This window comes from Bacteroides sp. OM05-10AA (assembly GCF_003439055.1).
GTDB lineage: Bacteria > Bacteroidota > Bacteroidia > Bacteroidales > Bacteroidaceae > Bacteroides > Bacteroides intestinigallinarum.
Window position 1 is genome coordinate 27,619 of sequence record NZ_QSUR01000002.1, and the last position, 20,626, is coordinate 48,244.

Consider the following 20,626-nt stretch of genomic DNA (forward strand, 5'->3'; position numbering starts at 1 on the left):
AGGATTCGATGATGATTGGGAAACTGAAATATTTGATACTGGGGAGCTGTCTGATGCTGTTGGGAGCATGTAACAGTTCTTCTCCCATTTCTCCACGCGAGCGGTCTGACTTTAATGCGGATTGGCGTTTCCACTTGGGAGACGGACTACAAGCTGCACAACCCGGTTTTGCCGACAATGACTGGCGGGTATTGAATCTGCCTCATGATTGGGCGATTGAGGGAGACTTTAGCCGTGAAAATCCTTCCGGCACAGGGGGAGGGGCGCTTCCGGGTGGAGTTGGATGGTATCGCAAAACTTTTAGTGTAGACAAAGCTGATATAGGAAAGATCTTCCGCATTGAGTTTGACGGAGTATATATGAATTCGGAAGTATTCATCAACGGTGCTTCGTTAGGAGTGCGTCCTTATGGGTATATTAGTTTCAGCTATAATCTGACCCCTTATCTGAAATGGGATGAACCGAATGTGCTGGCTGTGCGTGTGGATAATGCCGAACAACCCAATTCACGTTGGTATTCGGGTTGTGGCATTTACCGGAATGTATGGCTAAGCAAGACTGGTCCGATACACGTAGCCGATTGGGGAACGTATGTCACGACATCATCGGTTGACAAGGGAGAGGCTGTACTGAATCTTGTTACTACCATTGTGAATGAAAGTGATACAAATGAAAATATCACGGTCTGCTCATCCTTGCAGGATGCTGAAGGCAGAGAAGTTGCCGGAACACGGTCGGCAGGAAAAACGGAAACTGGCAGAGAAGCTGTTTTCGCCCAGCAATTGACTGTAAAACAACCGGAGTTGTGGGATATTGATACTCCTTATTTGTATACATTGGTTACCGAGGTGATGCGAAACGAGGAATGTATGGATAGGTATACGACTCCTGTCGGTATCCGTACATTTAGTTTTGATGCCCGGAAAGGATTTACATTGAACGGTAGGCAAACCAAGATTAACGGGGTATGTATGCACCATGATCTGGGTTGTCTGGGGGCAGCTGTCAACACACGTGCCATTGAACGGCAATTGCAGATTCTGAAAGAAATGGGATGCAACGGCATACGTTGTTCCCATAATCCTCCCGCACCCGAACTGCTTGATCTCTGTGATCGTATGGGATTTATCGTGATGGATGAGGCTTTTGATATGTGGCGGAAGAAAAAAACAGCACATGATTATGCCCGTTACTTCAATGAATGGCACGAGCGCGATTTGAATGACTTTATTTTGCGTGACCGCAATCACCCTTCTGTCTTTATGTGGAGTATCGGTAATGAAGTCCTCGAACAGTGGAGTGATGCTAAAGCGGATACATTGAGTCTGGAAGAGGCCAATTTGATCCTGAATTTTGGGCATTCTTCTGAAATGTTGGCAAAAGAAGGAGAGGAGAGTGTCAACTCTTTGCTGACGAAGAAATTGGTAAGCTTTGTGAAAGGGCTTGATTCTACCCGTCCTGTCACTGCCGGATGCAATGAACCGAATTCCGGCAATCATTTATTCCGTTCCGGTGCACTGGATGTGATTGGCTATAATTATCATAATAAAGATATTCCTCATGTTCCGGCTAATTTTCCGGACAAGCCTTTTATCATTACTGAAAGTAATTCGGCATTGATGACACGTGGATACTACCGTATGCCCAGTGACCGGATGTTTATCTGGCCCGAGCGTTGGGATAAACCCTTTGCTGATTCTACTTTTGCCTGTTCATCTTATGAGAACTGTCATGTGCCTTGGGGAAACACTCATGAAGAAAGTCTGAAGTTAGTCAGAGACAACGACTTTATCAGCGGGCAATATGTGTGGACAGGATTTGATTATATCGGAGAACCGACTCCTTACGGATGGCCTGCACGTAGTTCATTCTTTGGTATTATCGATCTGGCAGGTTTCCCCAAAGATGTCTACTATCTATATCAGTCGGAATGGACAGATAAACAAGTGTTGCATCTTTTCCCGCATTGGAACTGGACTCCGGGGCAGGAGATCGATATGTGGTGCTATTATAATCAGGCTGATGAAGTGGAATTGTTTGTGAATGGAAAGTCGCAGGGAGTGAAATGTAAAGATGCTGATAACCTGCATGTTGTTTGGCGTGTAAAGTTTGAACCGGGAACGGTGAAGGTCGTTGCACGCAGAAAGGATGAAGTGATAGCAGAAAAGGAAATTCGTACAGCCGGAAAGCCTGCAGAAATTCGCCTGACTCCTGATCGTTCAGTTCTGGCTGCTGATGGAAAAGATTTGTGTTTCGTCACTGTAGAGGTGCTGGATGAAGAAGGGAATCTTTGTCCGAATGCAGATAATTTGGTGAATTTCACAGTGAAAGGTAATGGTTTCATCGCAGGAGTGGACAATGGAAACCCGGTATCGTTGGAACGCTTTAAGGATAAAAAGAGGAAAGCATTTTATGGAAAATGCCTTGTTGTAATTCAGAATGACGGGAAACCGGGAAAAACGGAGCTGACAGCTACTTCGGAAGGGCTTCGGCAAGCCGTGGTAAAGGTCTCGGCAAAAGATTGTAAACTGTAAATGATTATTGGAATAATGAAGATATTTTTATTGACTATATGTTTCCTGTCTGTTCAGACAGGCATGGTGGCGATTGCTCAAGACAAGAAACAAACACTGGTGTATCTGGATGATGCACAACCGATAGAGGTTAGGGTACAGGATGCGCTGAACCGTATGACTGTGGAGGAGAAAACTCGTCTTAGTTATGCACAAGGGAAGTTTAGCTCCCCTGGCTGTCCCCATTTGGGTATCCCTGAACTTTGGGTGAGTGACGGACCCCACGGCGTGCGTGCCGAAATTAACTGGAATGATTGGGGATATGCCGGATGGACGAACGATAGTTGCACTGCTTTTCCTGCACTGACCTGTCTGGCAGCTAGCTGGAATCCGCTATTGGCAGAGAAATATGGATATGCCATCGGTGAAGAAGCCCGTTATCGTGAAAAGGATGTTTTGTTGGGACCGGGTGTGAATATCTATCGTACCCCGCTCAACGGACGTAACTTTGAATATATGGGGGAAGACCCTTATTTAGCCTCGGAGCTTTGTGTGCCTTATATTCAGGGAGTGCAGAAGAATGGAGTAGCCGCCTGTGTGAAACATTACGCACTGAACAATCAGGAATTATGGCGGGGACATATCGATGTGCAACTAAGCGACCGTGCATTGTATGAAATATATCTGCCTGCTTTCAAGGCTGCTGTAGAAAGAGGTAAAACGTGGTCTGTTATGGGAGCTTATAATAAAGTGCGTGGAACCCATGCTACCCATCACAAATTGTTGAATAATGATATCTTGAAGGGGGAATGGAACTTCGACGGATGCGTCATCACGGACTGGGGAGCTGCACATGATACTTATGAAGCTGCCATGTACGGATTGGACATTGAAATGGGATCTTACACAAATGGTTTGACTTCGGAATCGGAATTTGGTTTTGATGATTATTATTTGGGTAAGTCTTATCTGAAAATGGTTCGCGAAGGTAAGATTCCGATGGAGGTAGTGAATGATAAGGCCGCACGTGTGTTACGTCTGATTTTCCGTACAGCGATGAATCGCCGGAAACCGTTCGGTGCACTGACCAGCGAAGAGCACTATCGTACAGCTTATGAGGTTGCAACAGAGGGCATTGTCTTGTTGAAAAATGGGACAGGTAAGAAACAGCCTGCATTATTACCTATTCCCCAGGGAAAATATAGACGTATTTTGGTTGTGGGAGATAATGCTACCCGTAATTTGATGTTAGGCGGCGGCTCTTCGGAGTTGAAGGTTCAGAGGGTGGTTTCACCATTGGAGGGTATAAAAGCGAAGTTTGGTGAGAATGTGGTTTATGCACAAGGCTATACAAGCGGTCGCCCGATGTATGGCCGGGCGGATGTTATTCCACAGACAACTGTAGATTCTTTACGTAATGACGCGGTGAAAAAAGCAATGAATGCGGACTTGGTGATCTTTGTCGGAGGACTGAATAAGAATCATTTTCAGGATTGTGAGGGTGGTGACCGTCTGTCGTATGGACTTCCTTTTGGACAGAATGAATTGATAGAAGCTCTGTTGAAAGTAAATAAGAATCTGGTAGCAGTGATTGTTAGTGGAAATGCAGTGGAAATGCCTTGGGTGAGGGAGGTACCCTCTATTATTCAGTCGTGGTATTTAGGCTCTGTCGGCGGAGAGGCACTGGCTGATGTGTTGAGCGGAGATGTGAATCCCAGCGGTAAGTTACCTTTTTCTTATCCGGTGAAACTGGAAGATTGTCCGGCACACTTCTTCGGTGAGATTAGTTACCCGGGTGATAGTATCCGTCAGGAATATAAAGAAGATATTTTGGTTGGTTATCGTTGGTATGATACGAAGAAGATTCGACCGCTCTTTCCTTTTGGCTATGGTATGAGTTATACCGCTTTCGAATATAGTAAGCCTGCAGTATCGGCTAAAACAATGAATGCTGATGGCAGTATTGATCTTACTGTAAAAATTAAGAATACAGGAGAAATGGTAGGGAAAGAGATCGTTCAGTTATATATTGGTGACGAAGAGTGTAGTGTTCTTCGCCCGGTAAAAGAGTTGAAGGACTTTCGGAAAGTACAGCTTCTTCCGAATGAAGAAAAAGAAGTGAAGTTTACGATTAAACCGGAAGCATTGCAATTCTTTGATGATAAACAGCATACTTGGGTGGCAGAACCTGGTAAATTTAAGGCATACATTGCCGCTTCTTCTTCTGATATTCGCGGTACGGTGACATTCGAGTATACCCAATGATGAAATTAACAGGTTAATATACAGTGTTTAGTGGACATATAGATACAGCGCGGTGGATATATATACTCACCATTGTGTATCTATATGTCCACTACGATAAGTATATGTGTCCACCGAACTGAAGGACGATGTCTTATGATTGTTTATTGAATACCCTATTTTAGTTTCTTCTGATACTCGTCCGAATTCAGTATTTCCAAAGCTTTTTGTATACTTTCATTCGTGGTATTCATTACCCGGAAATATTCGTTCATATCCCAAAGGTCACGGGCTATCAGTGCTTTGAGCTGGGTTTTGATAAGAGGAAGTGATTTCTGATATTGTTCTTCATTGAACTTCACCCCTTCTTTCTCTCCGATTTCCTTTAAAGTGGCGAGCATATCATCATCGACTACGAACTTCTCATCAAATGATTCGAACTTCTTGTATTTGTTTGCCAACTCTTTCCGGTGTCCTTCAATAAACTGCATGGTGAATTTAATCACGGCTCCTTTAGCTACCAGATTACGGTGATAATCCGTATAAAGAGTCGTGTCGATAGGCACGAAATAATCAGGCATGATACCACCTCCACCATAAACGGTACGTCCGAGTTTCTTGGTTTGTACTTTCAGTGAATCCGGGAAATGGATGCTGTCGGCATTCATCAGTTCACCGTGGTTGAAACGCTCTATCAGGTCTTTATTGTAATCGACAGTGCTGTCGTATGGTTTCTGGATCGAGCGCCCTGACGGGGTATAATAACGGGCGATAGTCAAACGAATCATGGAACCGTCCGGCAAGTCAATAGGACGTTGCACCAGTCCTTTACCGAAAGAACGGCGGCCTACAATAATTCCTCTGTCCCAGTCCTGTACTGCACCGCTGACAATTTCGCTGGCGGAAGCTGTATACTCGTCTACTAATATAATGAGGCGACCATTACGGAAGTCTCCATTACCTTTTGCATAGAAATCACTACGTTTGGCAGTCCGACCTTCGGTATATACAATCAGTTCCTTTTGTCCCAGGAATTCGTTAGCAAGGTCAATGGCTGCATTGAGATAACCACCTCCGTTTCCTTGCAGGTCAAGAATCATATCTTTCATACCTTGCTTCTGAAGGTCTATCATTGCTTTCTTGAACTCTTCAGCAGTTGTTGCTCCAAAGCGGTTGATGCGGATATAACCCGTTTTAGGTTGAATCATATAAGAAGCATCAAGACTAAGGATAGGTATCTTATCTCTTTTCACTGTAAACAATAGAGGGTCCTTTACGCCACGACGAACAATTGTCAAGTTGACTTTCGAACCTTTCGGGCCACGAAGACGCTTCATGATATCTTCCGTACTCATTTTCACTCCGGCAATAGCGCTGTCGTTCACCGCAATGATACGGTCACCGGCAAGGATACCGACTTTCTCGGAAGGACCGTTGCTGACAGGTTGCACCACCAACAGGGTGTCTTCTATCATCTGGAATTGCACTCCGATACCCTCGAAGTTACCTTGAAGTGGTTCGTTCATCTTCTTCACTTCTTCTGCGTCCGAATAAGTAGAATGTGGGTCGAGTTGTGCCAGCATCTTGATGATGGCTTCTTCTACTAACTTGTCTTCATCTACTTTGTCCACATAGAAATTGGAGATTGCAAACTCTGCCATTTGTAGCTTTCGCATGGCTTCGGAACCGAAGTTCTGGGCTTGTGCGGCAACTGCCCACAAGCAAACGGATAGTATAATCGTTAGTTTCTTCATCATCTTTTCTGACTCACCGCCTATTCCCTAACGAGTTTTATTCACTCATTTTCATTCCTTTGGGAATAAACTGGCTGATATCTTTATTATAAGTTAATAACTCGCGTACAATTGTCGAACTGACGCAAGTCAGTTCCGGTTCTGTGAAGAGTAGGATGGTTTCAATCCCTGCTAGTTTGCGGTTAATGTCTGCAATGGTCTCTTCATACTCGAAATCCTTCACCGTACGAATACCGCGAACAATGAATCTGGCTCCTACTTCTTGTGCAAAATCAATTGTCAGACAATCGTAGGACATCACTTGGATACGAGGTTCGTCTTTATAAAGTTCCCGAATCATTTCTTCTCTTTTCTCAATGGGGAAGTAGGTATTCTTGTTCTCATTGATACCGATTCCTATCACGATTTCGTCCATAAAGGTAAGTGCACGTTCCACTACCGAGTAATGTCCGATGGTGAAAGGGTCGAAAGTACCCGGGAATATTGCTTTTCTCATGATGCCAAGTCTTCTTCTATAACCAGATTGTCTATAATAAAGTTCTGTCGTTCCATGGTATTTTTGCCCATGTAGAATTCGAGTAGTTCTTTTACCGCGTCCGTTTTGCGCAGTGTCACCTGCTCCAGACGCATATCTTTACCGATGAAATGTTTGAACTCATCCGGTGAGATTTCTCCCAAACCTTTAAATCGGGTGATCTCCGGATTCGGTCCTAGTTCATTAATGGCATTGATACGTTCTTCCTCGCTGTAGCAGTAATTTGTCTTTTTCTTGTTGCGTACACGGAACAAAGGCGTTTGCAGGATATATACGTGCCCTTTCTTGATGAGATCAGGGAAGAATTGCAGGAAGAAAGTAATCAGCAACAGGCGGATGTGCATACCGTCCACATCGGCATCGGTTGCTACGATTACTTTGTTGTAGCGTAATCCTTCAATGCCATCTTCTATATTCAGGGCTGCTTGAAGCAGGTTGAATTCCTCGTTCTCGTAAACCACCTTTTTGGTCAGTCCGAAAGAGTTCAACGGTTTACCACGGAGACTGAATACTGCTTGGGTGTTGACATCACGACTTTTGGTGATGGAACCGCTTGCAGAGTCTCCCTCGGTGATAAAGATACAGGAGTCTTCTTCCAGTCCTTTGCCTTTCGGGTCGTTGAGGTGGACGCGGCAGTCACGCAGTTTGCGGTTGTGCAGGTTGGCTTTCTTGGCACGTTCACGGGCAAGTTTCGTTACCCCTGCAATGGCTTTACGCTCCTTCTCGGATTCTTGTATCTTTTGTTGTATTGCTTCGGCTACGTCCGCATTCTTGTGCAGGAAGTTGTCCACTTCCTGTTTGATAAAGTCGCCTACATACTTGTTGACCGTTACGCCACCGGGAACCATATTGGTAGAACCTAGTTTGGTCTTCGTCTGACTTTCGAAGATCGGTTCTTCCACATTGACGGCAATGGCAGCAACCAATCCGTTACGGATATCGGTGTAGTCCATGTTCTTGTTGAAGAACTCTTTGATGGTGCGGGCAATATGTTCTTTGAAAGCACTTTGATGCGTACCACCCTGGGTAGTATGCTGACCGTTGACGAAAGAATAATATTCTTCTCCGTACTGCCCTGTATGTGTGAAAGCGATTTCGATATCTTCCCCTTTCAGATGGATGATCGGGTAAAGTCCGGTTGCCGTCATGTTGTCGTTCAAAAGGTCTACCAGACCGTTGCGCGATAAGATACGGTGTCCGTTATAGATGATAGCAAGCCCCGTATTGAGATACGTGTAGTTGCGTAGCATTGTCTCAATAAATTCGGGCTTGAAACAGTAATTCAGGAATAGTGTATTATCCGGTTCGAAGAAGATGTAAGTTCCGTTTTCTTCTTCGGTGCTTTGAGTCTCATCGGTCAGCAGGTTACCTTTTGAGAAAGTGGCGATACGCACTTTGCCGTCGCGGTAACTGCGTACCTCGAAACGGGAGCTTAAAGCGTTGACGGCTTTCACACCGACACCATTCAGTCCGACACTTTTCTTAAATGCCTTGCTGTCGTATTTACCACCGGTATTCAGCATGCTGACGGCCTCGATGAGTTTTCCTTGCGGGATGCCTCGTCCGTAGTCGCGTACACTGACACGAAGGTTTTCTTCAACGGTAATCTCGATTTTCTTACCGGCTTGCATTTTGAACTCGTCAATACTGTTGTCAATTACTTCTTTCAGGAGGACATAGATTCCATCTTCGGCATGTGCACCGTCGCCCAGCCTTCCGATATACATACCGGGGCGTGTGCGTACATGTTCCATGTCACTCAAGTGGCGGATGTTGTCGTCAGTGTACTCTACTGCATTGTTGTTGTCTACAGGTATCAATTCGTTCTCTTCCATAGCTGTTTTTTATTTTATCTCTTTGATGAACGCACGGCGGCGCTTATGTTGTTGAGTCTCAAAGTAATCCCATTGTGCCTGAACTTTACCGTTCAATTCCAGTTCGGGATTGCTTTCTGCAAATATAAAACCTAATTTTTGATAAACTGGAATTAAATCGGAAAATAACAAAGCGTTAACACCTTTATTCTGATATTCCGGCTTCACTGCAACGAGTAGTAGATCAAGCATTTTGGCACGGCGTTTCATGAATAGTGCCTTTAATAGATAGAACCACCCGAGCGGCAACAAACGTCCGTTTGATTTCTGTAAAGCCTCGGCCAGTGAGGGCATGGAGATGCCTACGCAGACCAGTTCATCGTTGGCGTCAGTGATAAGGGTAACCATCCGTAAGTCGAGGATCGGCAGATACATTTTTACGTACTGGTCGATCTGTCGCTGTGTCAATGGAGAATAGCCGTAGAGTGGGCTGTATGCTTCATTCATCAGTTCGAAAATCTTCTGTCCGTAGTCTTTGGCTATTTTTCTTCCGGAGGAGTATTTTTTTATCTTGAGGTTGTATTTTCGTTGGATTAGTTCGGAGATACGCTTATGTTTGTCGGGAATGGCATCCGGTATGTAGATTTTGTATTCCACCCAGTCGGCGTCTTTCTCGAAGCCCAACTTTTCCATGTGTACCGGATAGTACGGGTAGTTGTAGATAGTGGCCATGGTGCTAAGTTGATCGAATCCTTCGATCAGCATTCCTTCCGCATCGAAATCGGTAAATCCGAGAGGGCCGGCAATATGAGTCATGCCCCGTTCTTTTCCCCAGTCTTCCACTGCTTTGATGAGTGCGGACGACACTTCGGGATCGTCGATAAAGTCTATCCATCCGAAACGAACGTTCTTACTTTCCCACTTTTCGTTCGCTTGATTATTGATAATTGCAGCTACACGTCCTACTATTTTATCGTCCCGGTATGCGAGGAAATAATCTGCTTCACAGAATTCGAATGCTGCGTTTTTCTTCTTGTTGAAGGTGTTGAGCATGTCGTCATAGAGGTCGGGCACAGAGTAAGGGTTGCCCTTGTACATTCTGTAATTGAAACGGATAAATTTCTTAAGCTCTCTCTTTGTGGAGACTTTCTTGATTGTAATAGCCATATCTCGTATTTATGATTTGAGGAGGCAAAGATACGTGATAATCTTTAAATTACAACGCGCCTGAAAGAGAAAATATCGTGTCAGGAGGATTAAGCAGTGGGTTGTAAATAGGAAAATACCGGAAATGATGGTCATACATTCATTACCGGTATTTTCTTTTTGTTTTTTGGTATATTGTTTATTGGCTGATGTGTCCTTCGAACGGGGAAGCCGGCAGATTCACTGAATTGTATAAGTTTGCATCATCCGGGTTATCCCCCCAGGCATATCGTACGGAAACCGGTTGTTGTATTTCCGTATTCCATACTATTACTTTATTATTTTCTATTTTAGCTTGTGCCCATTGGTATTTACCATCTGTGCCGGCAATGGCGAATCCTGATAAGTAACCGTATTTATTACGGGCTATTAGTTCTCCGGCACAAGAGTCAAAAGTAACTTCCAGCGTATTCCCGATTCTTTTTACTGACTTGAATACCGGACCTGTACAGACGATGGAGTCATATCCATAGTCATTGCGAAGTGCATGTAAAGCAAGCCGTTTACCTACATCCTGCTTATTGCGGGGATGTATATCCTTTTCCTCACCGATATCTATAATGACAGCTTGTCCTGTATATGGCAAGGCCAGTGTCTTTGACTGTGCATCTCTTAGATTTGCCCAATGGCTTTCGGAAGGCTGTCTGGCAGGAGCCATAAAGTTTGCCAGCTGAACCCAATAGAATGGGAATTCGCAATCCCATCTGTTTCTCCAGTCTTTGATTAAAGCAGGGAATAGATCGATATATTCATTGGCACGACCGGCATTGTTTTCTCCCTGATACCAGATCACTCCTCTCATACCCAAGCCGATCAGCGGATTGATCATTGCGTTGAAGAGTAAAGAGGGAAAAGAGTTGGGACCATATTCTACGTAATCATATTGGGCGTTTGATACGGCTACTTTGTATTTCCAGTCATCACATAAAGGGAAAATCCGGTTGTTGATTTTCAAGTATACTTCATCTTTAGTACCATACAGCCCGCCTCCTCCGCGATAGTCGGATATTTTGATAGTGATGGTATTTTGCTCTTTTAATATCTTTGCAGGTATTTTGTATAGACGTTTCAAATCATAACCTACTGTACGTCCAACTTCATGTCCGTTAACCCATGTAATGTCATCATCGTCAATGGTGCCAAGACTTAATTCCGCATCCTGGTTCAGGCAGTTGGCCGGTATGGAGAACTGATAAGTAAACCATACAACACCGTCTATGGCAGATAATTCTTCATTAGACCATAAAGATGGGACGGCATGCTTCTTCCAGTTTTCTGTAGAAGTATCTTCTGAATACCATTTTTCAGTTTCTCCCGGCTCATTAAGGATGGCTTGTTCAAACTCTGTTTTAACTTTGTCACTGCGTTTGATATATTCTTCAAATTCTGGAGAACGCATACGGGACAATGACTTCTCATATTTTGGGAAATGATCCATAACTTCCATGCTAATCCAAGTCTCAATATCCGTGCCACCCCACGACGAGTTAATGAATCCGATAGGAATATTGAGTTTCTGGTATAATTCACGTGCAAAGAAATAACCGACAGCCGAAAAGTCAGAAGCGGATGTGGGGGAACATACTTCCCATTTGCCTTTCAAGTTGTTTTTGGGAGTATGTCTCATTTCTTGTATGACATTGAAAGAACGGATTTGAGGATAATTGGCTGCTGCAATTTCTTCGACGGCATGGTTAGCGCTACGTAAGCGAAACTCCATATTCGACTGTCCGCTGCAAATCCATACTTCACCGATTAGGATATCAGAAAAGGATAAGGATTGTTCTGGGCTCTTTACAGTCAGCGTATATGGTCCGCCTGCTTGCATGGGAGGTAGGCTGACCAACCATTTTCCGTTTTTATCTGCCCGGATACTCTTCTTGATATCTCCTAATGTTACACTGATTTTCTCGCCGGAATTGGCCGTTCCCCATATACGAATTGGTTTCTCACGTTGCAGTACCATGTGATCTGAAAAGAAAGAAGGCATGGAAAGCTGTGCAATCATCTGTGATACAGCAAATAGCAAACAATATGTAAATAATAAAAATCTTTTCATCATACGGGTATTTAATGATTATTCATTAATGTATTCTTTTGGGAGCAGTATTTTGCGGAGTGTATCTGCAAAAATGGCAGCCATGCGTTGCTGGATGAATGAGTGCTCTCCGTGAGGTGGATGCCATCCGAATACTTCTCCGTGAGTTGTTTGTGAGTCTCCTGTGTAGATTAGGCTATATTGTTTGCCTGTAACCGGATGTTTCCGGTTTTTGGAAAATCCGATGTATTTGTCGAACTCCACTACCGGAAATCCCCATTTCTCTGCCAGTTTCCGGACCGAAGTGTTGAATATCGGACGGCTGTCATGCCAATGAGTACATAAGACAATGGAGGCCGGTTTTCCGTAAGGAGTATTGTAGTATTTGGATTTGGGATTGTATTTCTGGTTATAGCAGTCTGATATGTAACGCTTGATGACATAATCGTAGCAAACGGCATAGTCGGAAGCGTCAAAAGGAGTTTTATAATCTTTGTAGTTCTCTTTTAAGTTTGCTTCGTTATATACGTCTTTTTCATGTACTTGCATTAGGACGAAGACATCAATGTCGTCAAACTCTTCCGGAGTATAGAGGGTGCCGTCCAGCATTTTATTGGCTGTGTGGGCTATGGATTCTGCACTTATGGCACGATTGATAGGAATGGCGTGAAGGGCACGACATCCCATTTCAAACCACTTATTGTTAGGTTCGGCAAAAGATGCTCCGGATAATAAAATGGTATAAGTATCTTTATTTTGAGCTACTCCTGCTAAAGCAAGCAGGCAAATGAATGTAAATAAGATGATTCTTTTGTACATAATTATTGCTGATTGATTAATAGTTGTGTGAAATCAAGTTCAAGTGAATGTTTTCCGGCCTGTAAAGTTATCGATTTTTGGGATTCCTGCATTGTAAAAGGAACAAATGTTGCAGAAGTTCCTGCTGGGATATCGATTGTATAACGGATACAGTCATTAGTTTGACGAATCCAGTTGATATTTAACCACCCATAAGGAGTATTATAGCGTATGGTAAGTTCATTCATATCTGCCGGAAAGAAAGGTTTTAGCAGGATATGTCTGAATCCGGGATGCTTTTCATCGATTTGAATCCCTCCCAGTCCTTTGTATAGCCATGCTCCTATTTCTCCGAACATAATATGGTTATATGAGTTGTCGATAACGACATCTGTCCGCCAGTTTTCGTGTAGAGTTGTAGCACCCTGTTTGATCCAGTACCCCCAGGAAGGATAGGTGTCTTGTGATGCGACTTTGTAAGCAGTTTCTGCATATCCGTTATCTGACAGGGCGGAGAGTAGTGCCTTACTGCCCAATAAACCGACATCCAGATGATAATTGTCTTTTTCCACTAGCTGATGAAGTCTGGCAGCTACCTTCTTTTTATCTTTTTCCGGAACGATCCCCCAATATAGCGGCATGGCCAGTTCGGTTTGTGTTCCTTCTGCGTATATTCCAGTTTCCGGATTGAGAAAACGAGTGTTGATGGCATTCTTTATGTTCTGGGCTAATGTGTTATAATAGGATGCATCTTCTGGATATCCGAAAAGTAGTGCTGCTTTTGCCAAAATATGGACATCCGTATAGTAATAGATCGAAGAGGTCAGGGTGATATTGCTTTTTGAGCGTACAGGCACCCAATCTCCCAATCCCCAATCTGTAAGATATTCTGGTGATATGGATTCTATATACGAAACATATTTCTTGATTGGTTCATACATACGGCGGAGTAGTGTGGTGTCTCCGTAGAAGCGATAAATCTCCCAAGGGATAATGGCGACGGCACTTGTCCAGTCAACCCCGTTGGCCCAGTCATATCCCCATACAGAAGTTGGAATGATACACGGGAGCACTCCGTTGTCTTTTTGCTCATCGCAGAAATCGTTCATCCATTTTTCATATACGGAGATGCCGTCGAAATTGTATAATCCTGTTTCAATGGTGATATGCGCATCTCCCGTCCAACCATTCTTTTCCCGTTGAGGGCAGTCGGTCGGATAACCGAACAGGTTGGCTAAGTAGGAACTGTTGGTAGCTTCCCATATTTTATTTAGCAGGTCGGATGATGAAGACCAGTAGCCGATTGCCGGAACATCACTGTGCATTTCGACAGCAATGAGATTCTCACCGGATAGTTCGATGGGAGCGGATGACGAGATTTCTACAAACTGAAAACCTTTGTAGTTGAACTTGGGCATGAAGCTGTCTTCTTTTCCGCTAAGGATGACGATGTCTGTCTGAAAAGGATCGCTGTCGTCTGTCGGCCGGTAGTGATAATCTATATTTGCCATGTTTACCCTGCCGTTTTTGTCTAAAAGTTCTCCATGTTTCAGGCGCAATATTGTTCCTTTTTTCCCTTTCACATTTAGTTCGGTGACACCTGCAATGTTTTTGGGGAAATGGTAGACGTAGCAGCTGTCATTTATTTTTTTACATTGAGTTGCTGTATAGCGGGCTGTTTCACGAATCGGATGCATAACTTGTGATTTGATTGTTTCCGTAGGTGATTCGGTTTCTTGTGCATGATGCCATTCGGTAGCATTGAATCCGGGTGAGTCCCAACCTGTTAATTCTTTTTGTGCATCATAATGTTCGGCTGTATAGATGCTGTTGAAAATAATTGGGCTGTCAGTTGTTTGCCAGGTTGAGTCAGTACCCAGATATTCTGTTGTGCCGTCTGTGTAACGCAGATGCAGTTGTGCAGTGAATTTAGGACGGTTTCTCCATGAAGCCTTGTCGAAAAACCATACTGCTGTGGATTGATGATTATACCATCCGTTCCCTAGCTGTACTCCCATAACGTTCTCACCCATAGACAGTGATGATGTAACATCATGAGTGACTGATAATATGCGTTTGTCGAAATGTGTATACATAGGGTCTAGGAAATGATTTCCTGTCCGTTTTCCGTTGATAGAAAGTTCATGCAGGCCTGCCGATGCAATAGTAAGTAAGGCCTGTTCGACTGTTTTGTTTAATTGGAAACTCTTTCTATAATAGGGTGCCGGGCGGTATGTGATGTCATGTTCGTCAGTAATCCATTTCCCTTTCCAGTCATTGGTTGATAAACAGCCTGTTGTGAAGGAGGATATGGGGGAAAATGTAGTTTTCTGTTTGGAGGAGGTTTGATAGCCTATTTTCCAATAATAAGTCGTATATGAATCTAATGGTTGTCCATCATAGGAGGCTCTTATAGGAGCTCCTATGATGGATTTGTTCCAATAAACGGATTGACAATCTGATAATTGGGCACTGTCTGTTGATAGCCATATTTCAACTTTGTTAATACTATCTTCCTCTAGCAGCGGAAGTTTCCAGGAAAGTCTGGGAGTTTGAGTATCCACTCCTATAGGAACGGGTATATTCTCACATTTTAATTCAAATGGCGTTTTTAGCTCTTGAGGCGTACATGAGAATAGGGCTGTACCAAGTAGTAAATACAAATAGGATCGAATTGGAATATGAGCCATATTGATTCGTTGATTAGTGATGAATTTATTTTTTTCTTCTTTCTTCGAGTTCCGTTGATATCTCATATAATCTTTTTTCATTTAGCGGATAACGTGAAATGAAGAATGCTGATAGCATGGTAGCAATGGCCGGGAAAATACTCATCATCATACAAATGCCGGTTTGGGCAAAATCAGATTGAATCACGTTTGCTTTGAAACCGAAATAAGCCAGTAACCATCCGGTCAAAGCACCTCCGATAGTCCATCCGAACTTTTGAGACATGGATGAAGAAGAAAATATCAGACCGGTTGCCCGTCTTCCGGTTTTCCATTCGGAGTAGTCCGATATATCTGCATACATAGACCATAACAAGGGGGAGATAATACCGGCACAGATACTTATTAAGATCTGTAAGCATAAAATTCCCCAAATAAAATCTTTGGGAAGAAAGTAGAATAACACACTTAAAATGGTGGCGCAAACCATAGCCATGAAGTACGTTTTCTTTTTACCGATTCTCTTGGTGAGGGATGGTACGAACATGATTCCGAGAATATTGGCTGCTTGTCCTAATACTAGGTAAATAGTAATAAGTGTGATGGCACTGTTCATGAATGAGAAGGAGAATGTGTCGGAACCATCTACATAATATTTAAAATAGAATACAGCGGAACCGTCACGGAGAGAATTGAAAACTAATGCCATGATTCCTGCGCATAAAAGTATCCACCAAGGTTTGTTTTTACCTAAATCTTTCAGGTCTTCTTTGAGTGATCCTTTTTCTTCCTTTATAGGCTGCACTCTTTCTTTGGTCCATAGAAACGTTAACAGGAACATGCCGCTGGCCATAATGGCGAATACGACTGCGGCCATCTGCCAGCCGAAAGCAATGTCGGGTAGGCTCTCTGTTATCTTCATCTTACTGAATATATCGACCAGCGGCTCAATGAGGAATAATACCAGAATACTTCCCCCAAACGCAAATGTCATACGGTAAGAGGAAAACTCTGTGCGTACTTGAGGATTGGCAGACATTACTCCTAATAGAGATGCGTATGGCACATTGATTAAGGAATATACCATCATCATAAGAGTGTATGTGGCGTAGGCAAATATTATTTTGGTGGTCATGTTATCTCCGAAAGAAGAGAAGGTTAGTATGCCACAGATACCGAATGGTATTGCCACCCATAATAGGTAAGGACGGAATTTTCCCCATCGGGAACTGGTCCGGTCACCTAATATTCCGACAAACGGGTCAAGGAAAGTATCCCAGATACGCGTGATGAGAAACATTGTTCCTACAACGGCCGAGGAGATACCTACCACGTCTGTATAGAAGAATAATAGATACATGGTGAATAACTTCCAGAACATGGAAGAAGCTGCATCTCCTAATCCATACCCGATTTTTTCTTTTAGTTTTATGTTTTCCATGGTGGTGCGTTTATTGTTTCAGGTATTGCTTATTATGATTTACCATAGTAATGATCTGTTTCACGGATTCTATGGAACGAAAACCGTCTGCCGGCGTGTGCAGACAATAATCTACAAGCTGACTTACTGTTGATTCGGCTACATGAAGACGGGTGTCGGAAGACGCATAATAGATATAAACTTTTCCGTTGTCATCTTCAATCCATCCATTTGAGAATAATACATTCGATACATCACCGATTCTTTCTTCTCCTATGGGAGCCATGAAATAACCTGCAGGTTCGGCTATAATCTGTGTCGGATCTTCTAAGGAAGTCATATATAGGTATAATACATAGCGTAGTCCGGCTGCGCATCCTCTTACTCCATGTGCCAAATGTAACCATCCTTGTGGGGTTTTTATGGGGTGTGGCCCTTCTCCGTTTTTTACCTCCTTGATCGTATGATAAAACCGTTTATTGATGATCTTTTCTTCTTTTATTTCGGCATGACAGATGTCGTCTATGAGTGCCCAGCCAATGCCTCCTCCATTACCAGCGTCGATAAAGCCATCTTGGGGGCGGGTATATAAAGCGTATTTCCCGTTAACGAATTCCGGATGAAGCACAACGTTTCGTTGCTGGCTTGGAGATTTCAGGTCCGGTAAACGTTGCCATGTTTTCAGGTCCTTTGTTCGTGCAATACCTGCTACGGCCACTGCTGACGATAAATCACCTGCCGGAGCGTTTGTATCTTTACGTTCCGCACAGAAAATGCCGTAGATCCATCCGTCTTCATGTGCGGTCAGGCGCATGTCGTACATATTGGTGTCGGGAACATCTGTTTCCGGCATTTCTATCGGATAATCCCAAAAGCGGAACCCGTCTACCGGGCTGTCGCTTTCCGCTACTGCGAAGAATGACTTTCGGTCTGCTCCCTCGACACGTGCCACAAGGTAATATTTATGATTGATTTTGATTGCTCCTGTATTCATTACCGCGTTGATGCCAATCCGCTCTTCCATGAATGGATTCTGTTTCTCATCAAAATCATACTTCCAGATTAATGGTGCATGTTCTGCTGTTAACACAGGGTAGTGATAACGTCTGTATATACCGTTATTGTTATTGCATATCTCATTTTTCCGGGTGATAAGAGCTTCATAGTGCTGTGTCAGCTCTTCTAATCTGTTACTTTTCATATTCTATAGTTATTTTTTATCAGTTGGTTATTCGATTATTAGAACCCAGTCATTTCCTTTTCCTTCTGTAGGCGAGGATATGGAAATCGTATCTGTTGTCGTATACTGGTAGAATGTGGTTTGTCCGTTACGGGGATTCATCCATTTTAAAGTCTGTTTGGGACTACTCATGGGAGGCAGATAGATGGTTCTTTTCCCACCTTGCGGAAGATATACCAGTATATAGTCTTTGTTGCCGAAGGCTACGGGGTAGTTTGTCTTTTCTAAAGAGGCATTGCCAAAAATGCTTTGTTGGCTCTTCCCTTGAGTAAAATCAAATTTCTCCCATAATCTGCGAAAGTGAATTAAATCCCATGCTCCTTGTTTGTCCATAGCCTGATGCCATGGAGTATCGGCATCACATTTAGATTCGCGTCCGGTGTCGAACATTTGCCATATATCATTACAACCATATGTATAGCCACAGGCTCCACTGAACATGCTTTGGTAGAGTGTATGGCGGACGTCATCCTCTCCGAATCTTCCGTTCTCTTTTTTAAAATTGATCGGAATATTCTCATATCGGGGTTCTCCATCCATACATGGTTTGTGTGGCTTCCTATTTAAGTCGGGTAGAAGTATGCGTTGATAGATGGCGAAATCCTGTTGAGCATGTCCGGACTGACACATATTGAAGTCCAACCATGGAGCGTCGTGAAACCAGTATGAGGATGAGTGTTCACCCTGCGGATGATAGGTCATCAAATGATTTTGGTCTATACTTTTAATGCCGGTTGCCAATGCGTTCCAGATGGATAGGTTTTTTCCGCCTCCACTCCGGTCACCTCCTATTACCCATATCAGGTTGGGCATATTCATATAGCGTTCTCCTAACCACTTGCCGTATCTATACGCATTCTCCGGGGTGAAGATTTCCGGTCCTTTTCCCCATTGTTTGTCTACTTTATCGCCCCAGGTTGGTAGCAATGCTATATATAAACCTTTGGCCGCAGCCAGAGAAATTACTTTGTCTACACGGGCGAAATACTCGGGGGAAGGTTGGTCGATATTACCGTCGATTAATTGGGGGACTCCGTTGGAGGAGGTGTTAATGCCGTCTAATTCATCCAGAATTACAGTTTGTATGACGGTAAATCCCTTTTCTCTGCGATTCTCCAGATATCGTTCTGTCTCTTTGTCGTTTAAACGGCTGATGAGTTCCCAAGCTGTATCTCCCAGATAAAGAAAAGGAGTTCCATCCGTGTATTCCAGGTAGCGACCGGACGAATTTACCCGTAAGTTGCCTTTTGATAGATTCGTGGCACTTCCTGTCCACCGGTCTTCTTGAGCAGAAACACAGGTTGTACAAAGAATGAATAAAACGTAGCAGATGGAGAGTCGTTTGAGCATGATTCTATTTCTTTAAAGTATGCGTATATTTCTCAACTATGGGCATTTGCGGCCTGTCTTTTCCCTCTTTAGGGGTGATTGCCATGAAATAGGTATCCCACCACGGACCTGCTGCCCAATAGGTGCCGTTGATTCCGCTCTCTTGTAAATAGTGCAGGAACAAATCAAGAGTTTCATTCCAACGGGGATCATTGTCGGGAATTCCATATTCTCCGATAAAGCCATGGAAATTATTTTGTTTGATCCATTCGACAAAAGGTTTTACCCGGTCGATACCTTTTTCCGGATAACATCCCTCTTCTTCATAGGAATATTTATAAGTACCGGATGCATCTTTGTCAAAATATACATGCGCTTCAAAAGCGAGATTATTAGCAGGGTCTTTTAAGAATTTGAGTGTATCGCTTTGCTCAATCCAGCGTTCTGCCGATGACCAGTCATTGCCGCCTACCATGATAAGGGTGTTGGTATCGACCTGTCGAATGGCATTGATGGATGCTTGCGCCATGTCGAACCAATTAGTTCCGGGAGCCAGATCGTGTGGTTCATTCATCAGCCCGTAGCCGTATATATTTTTGAAAGTCGAGAATTCTTTAGCGATAGCTTGCCAGAAAGAGGCCAGATCTTCTATTGTTAATCCGTTACTTCCGATAAGGGTGTGTTCGTTATTCATGTAACGGCGACAATAATTATGCAAATCAAGAAGTACGACCATATCCCGCTTTTCTGCAGCTCTGACCAGTTCTTTCATTTTATTGAGGTCATGTTGGTTCAGCGGGCCTTTCAGATCCAGTTGCAACCGTTCCCATTTAAATGGCAACCTGATAAGTTTCAGACCTTTTTTGTGCCAATATTCGAGGTCCTGATCTGTCGGATAAGTATAGTCTTTATTATATTCTCCGGGAAAAGATGAACCGAAGTCGGCACATGCGAGGTTGACACCGTAAGGTTCACCTGTCTCTTTTACTGGAGGTTGATTGCTTTTACATCCATTTAGAGTAAGTAAGCTTAGTAGTAGAAAAGCCGAAATAAAAACTTTTTTCAT

Annotated in this window: 13 protein-coding genes; 2 read left to right on the forward strand and 11 right to left on the reverse strand. The window is 43.5% G+C overall.

Features of this window, described 5'->3' with window-relative positions; genetic code table 11:
• Positions 1-8: 8 nt before the first annotated feature.
• Together DXB58_RS01575 and DXB58_RS01580 are read left to right on the forward strand one after the other, a co-directional pair.
• Positions 9-2,534, forward strand: a complete 2,526-nt coding sequence (locus tag DXB58_RS01575) for a glycoside hydrolase family 2 TIM barrel-domain containing protein (protein ID WP_032854033.1) — start codon at positions 9-11, stop codon at positions 2,532-2,534.
• A gap of 15 nt (positions 2,535-2,549) precedes the next feature.
• Positions 2,550-4,778 carry a glycoside hydrolase family 3 C-terminal domain-containing protein gene (locus DXB58_RS01580; protein WP_122135820.1) on the forward strand — a complete coding sequence of 743 codons (2,229 nt, stop codon included), beginning with the start codon at positions 2,550-2,552 and terminating at the stop codon, positions 4,776-4,778.
• 155 nt (positions 4,779-4,933) lie between these two features.
• Here DXB58_RS01580 and DXB58_RS01585 read toward each other — a convergent pair whose 3' ends face one another.
• From DXB58_RS01585 to DXB58_RS01635, 11 genes are all read right to left on the reverse strand, one after another.
• Positions 4,934-6,511 (reverse strand): S41 family peptidase, encoded by a 1,578-nt coding sequence (locus DXB58_RS01585; protein ID WP_122135821.1) that lies wholly within the window; start codon positions 6,509-6,511, stop codon positions 4,934-4,936.
• A gap of 37 nt (positions 6,512-6,548) precedes the next feature.
• A complete protein-coding gene (coaD, locus tag DXB58_RS01590) occupies positions 6,549-7,007 on the reverse strand; it encodes a pantetheine-phosphate adenylyltransferase (protein ID WP_122135720.1) in 459 nt (152 codons plus the stop codon).
• A complete protein-coding gene (locus tag DXB58_RS01595; RefSeq protein WP_009001144.1) occupies positions 7,004-8,881 on the reverse strand; it encodes a DNA topoisomerase IV subunit B in 1,878 nt (625 codons plus the stop codon). The genes coaD and DXB58_RS01595 overlap by 4 nt, the downstream gene beginning before the upstream one ends.
• A 9-nt stretch (positions 8,882-8,890) precedes the next feature.
• A complete protein-coding gene (locus DXB58_RS01600) occupies positions 8,891-10,027 on the reverse strand; it encodes a GNAT family N-acetyltransferase (RefSeq protein ID WP_008646659.1) in 1,137 nt (378 codons plus the stop codon).
• Between the two features lie 178 nt (positions 10,028-10,205).
• Positions 10,206-12,125, reverse strand: a complete 1,920-nt coding sequence (locus DXB58_RS01605) for a sialate O-acetylesterase (protein ID WP_122135822.1) — start codon at positions 12,123-12,125, stop codon at positions 10,206-10,208.
• An 18-nt stretch (positions 12,126-12,143) separates the two neighbouring features.
• Positions 12,144-12,923 (reverse strand): DUF5040 domain-containing protein, encoded by a 780-nt coding sequence (locus DXB58_RS01610; RefSeq protein WP_122135721.1) that lies wholly within the window; start codon positions 12,921-12,923, stop codon positions 12,144-12,146.
• Positions 12,924-12,925: 2 nt separating this feature from the next.
• Entirely contained in the window at positions 12,926-15,658 is a 2,733-nt protein-coding gene (locus tag DXB58_RS01615) for an alpha-L-rhamnosidase (RefSeq protein WP_122135722.1), read from the reverse strand.
• Positions 15,618-17,012 carry an MFS transporter gene (locus DXB58_RS01620; RefSeq protein ID WP_122135723.1) on the reverse strand — a complete coding sequence of 465 codons (1,395 nt, stop codon included), beginning with the start codon at positions 17,010-17,012 and terminating at the stop codon, positions 15,618-15,620. The genes DXB58_RS01615 and DXB58_RS01620 overlap by 41 nt, the downstream gene beginning before the upstream one ends.
• Before the next feature lie 10 nt (positions 17,013-17,022).
• Positions 17,023-18,192: a glycosidase gene (locus DXB58_RS01625; protein WP_009001139.1), complete on the reverse strand. Its 1,170-nt coding sequence runs from the start codon at positions 18,190-18,192 to the stop codon at positions 17,023-17,025.
• A 27-nt stretch (positions 18,193-18,219) separates the two neighbouring features.
• Positions 18,220-19,581, reverse strand: coding sequence for a DUF4038 domain-containing protein (locus tag DXB58_RS01630; protein WP_009001138.1), 1,362 nt, complete (start codon positions 19,579-19,581; stop codon positions 18,220-18,222).
• 4 nt (positions 19,582-19,585) lie between these two features.
• Positions 19,586-20,626: a glycoside hydrolase family 5 protein gene (locus DXB58_RS01635; RefSeq protein ID WP_122135724.1), complete on the reverse strand. Its 1,041-nt coding sequence runs from the start codon at positions 20,624-20,626 to the stop codon at positions 19,586-19,588.

Bases quoted from the DNA above. Each gene is read 5' to 3' on its own strand.
- DXB58_RS01575 (WP_032854033.1), top strand. From the start codon at position 9: ATGATGATTGGGAAACTGAAATATTTGATACTGGGGAGCTGTCTGATG.
- DXB58_RS01580 (WP_122135820.1), top strand. From the start codon at position 2,550: ATGAAGATATTTTTATTGACTATATGTTTCCTGTCTGTTCAGACAGGC.
- DXB58_RS01585 (WP_122135821.1), bottom strand. From the start codon at position 6,511: ATGAAGAAACTAACGATTATACTATCCGTTTGCTTGTGGGCAGTTGCC.
- coaD (WP_122135720.1), bottom strand. From the start codon at position 7,007: ATGAGAAAAGCAATATTCCCGGGTACTTTCGACCCTTTCACCATCGGA.
- DXB58_RS01595 (WP_009001144.1), bottom strand. From the start codon at position 8,881: ATGGAAGAGAACGAATTGATACCTGTAGACAACAACAATGCAGTAGAG.
- DXB58_RS01600 (WP_008646659.1), bottom strand. From the start codon at position 10,027: ATGGCTATTACAATCAAGAAAGTCTCCACAAAGAGAGAGCTTAAGAAA.
- DXB58_RS01605 (WP_122135822.1), bottom strand. From the start codon at position 12,125: ATGAAAAGATTTTTATTATTTACATATTGTTTGCTATTTGCTGTATCA.
- DXB58_RS01610 (WP_122135721.1), bottom strand. From the start codon at position 12,923: ATGTACAAAAGAATCATCTTATTTACATTCATTTGCCTGCTTGCTTTA.
- DXB58_RS01615 (WP_122135722.1), bottom strand. From the start codon at position 15,658: ATGAGATATCAACGGAACTCGAAGAAAGAAGAAAAAAATAAATTCATC.
- DXB58_RS01620 (WP_122135723.1), bottom strand. From the start codon at position 17,012: ATGGAAAACATAAAACTAAAAGAAAAAATCGGGTATGGATTAGGAGAT.
- DXB58_RS01625 (WP_009001139.1), bottom strand. From the start codon at position 18,192: ATGAAAAGTAACAGATTAGAAGAGCTGACACAGCACTATGAAGCTCTT.
- DXB58_RS01630 (WP_009001138.1), bottom strand. From the start codon at position 19,581: ATGCTCAAACGACTCTCCATCTGCTACGTTTTATTCATTCTTTGTACA.
- DXB58_RS01635 (WP_122135724.1), bottom strand. From the start codon at position 20,626: ATGAAAAAAGTTTTTATTTCGGCTTTTCTACTACTAAGCTTACTTACT.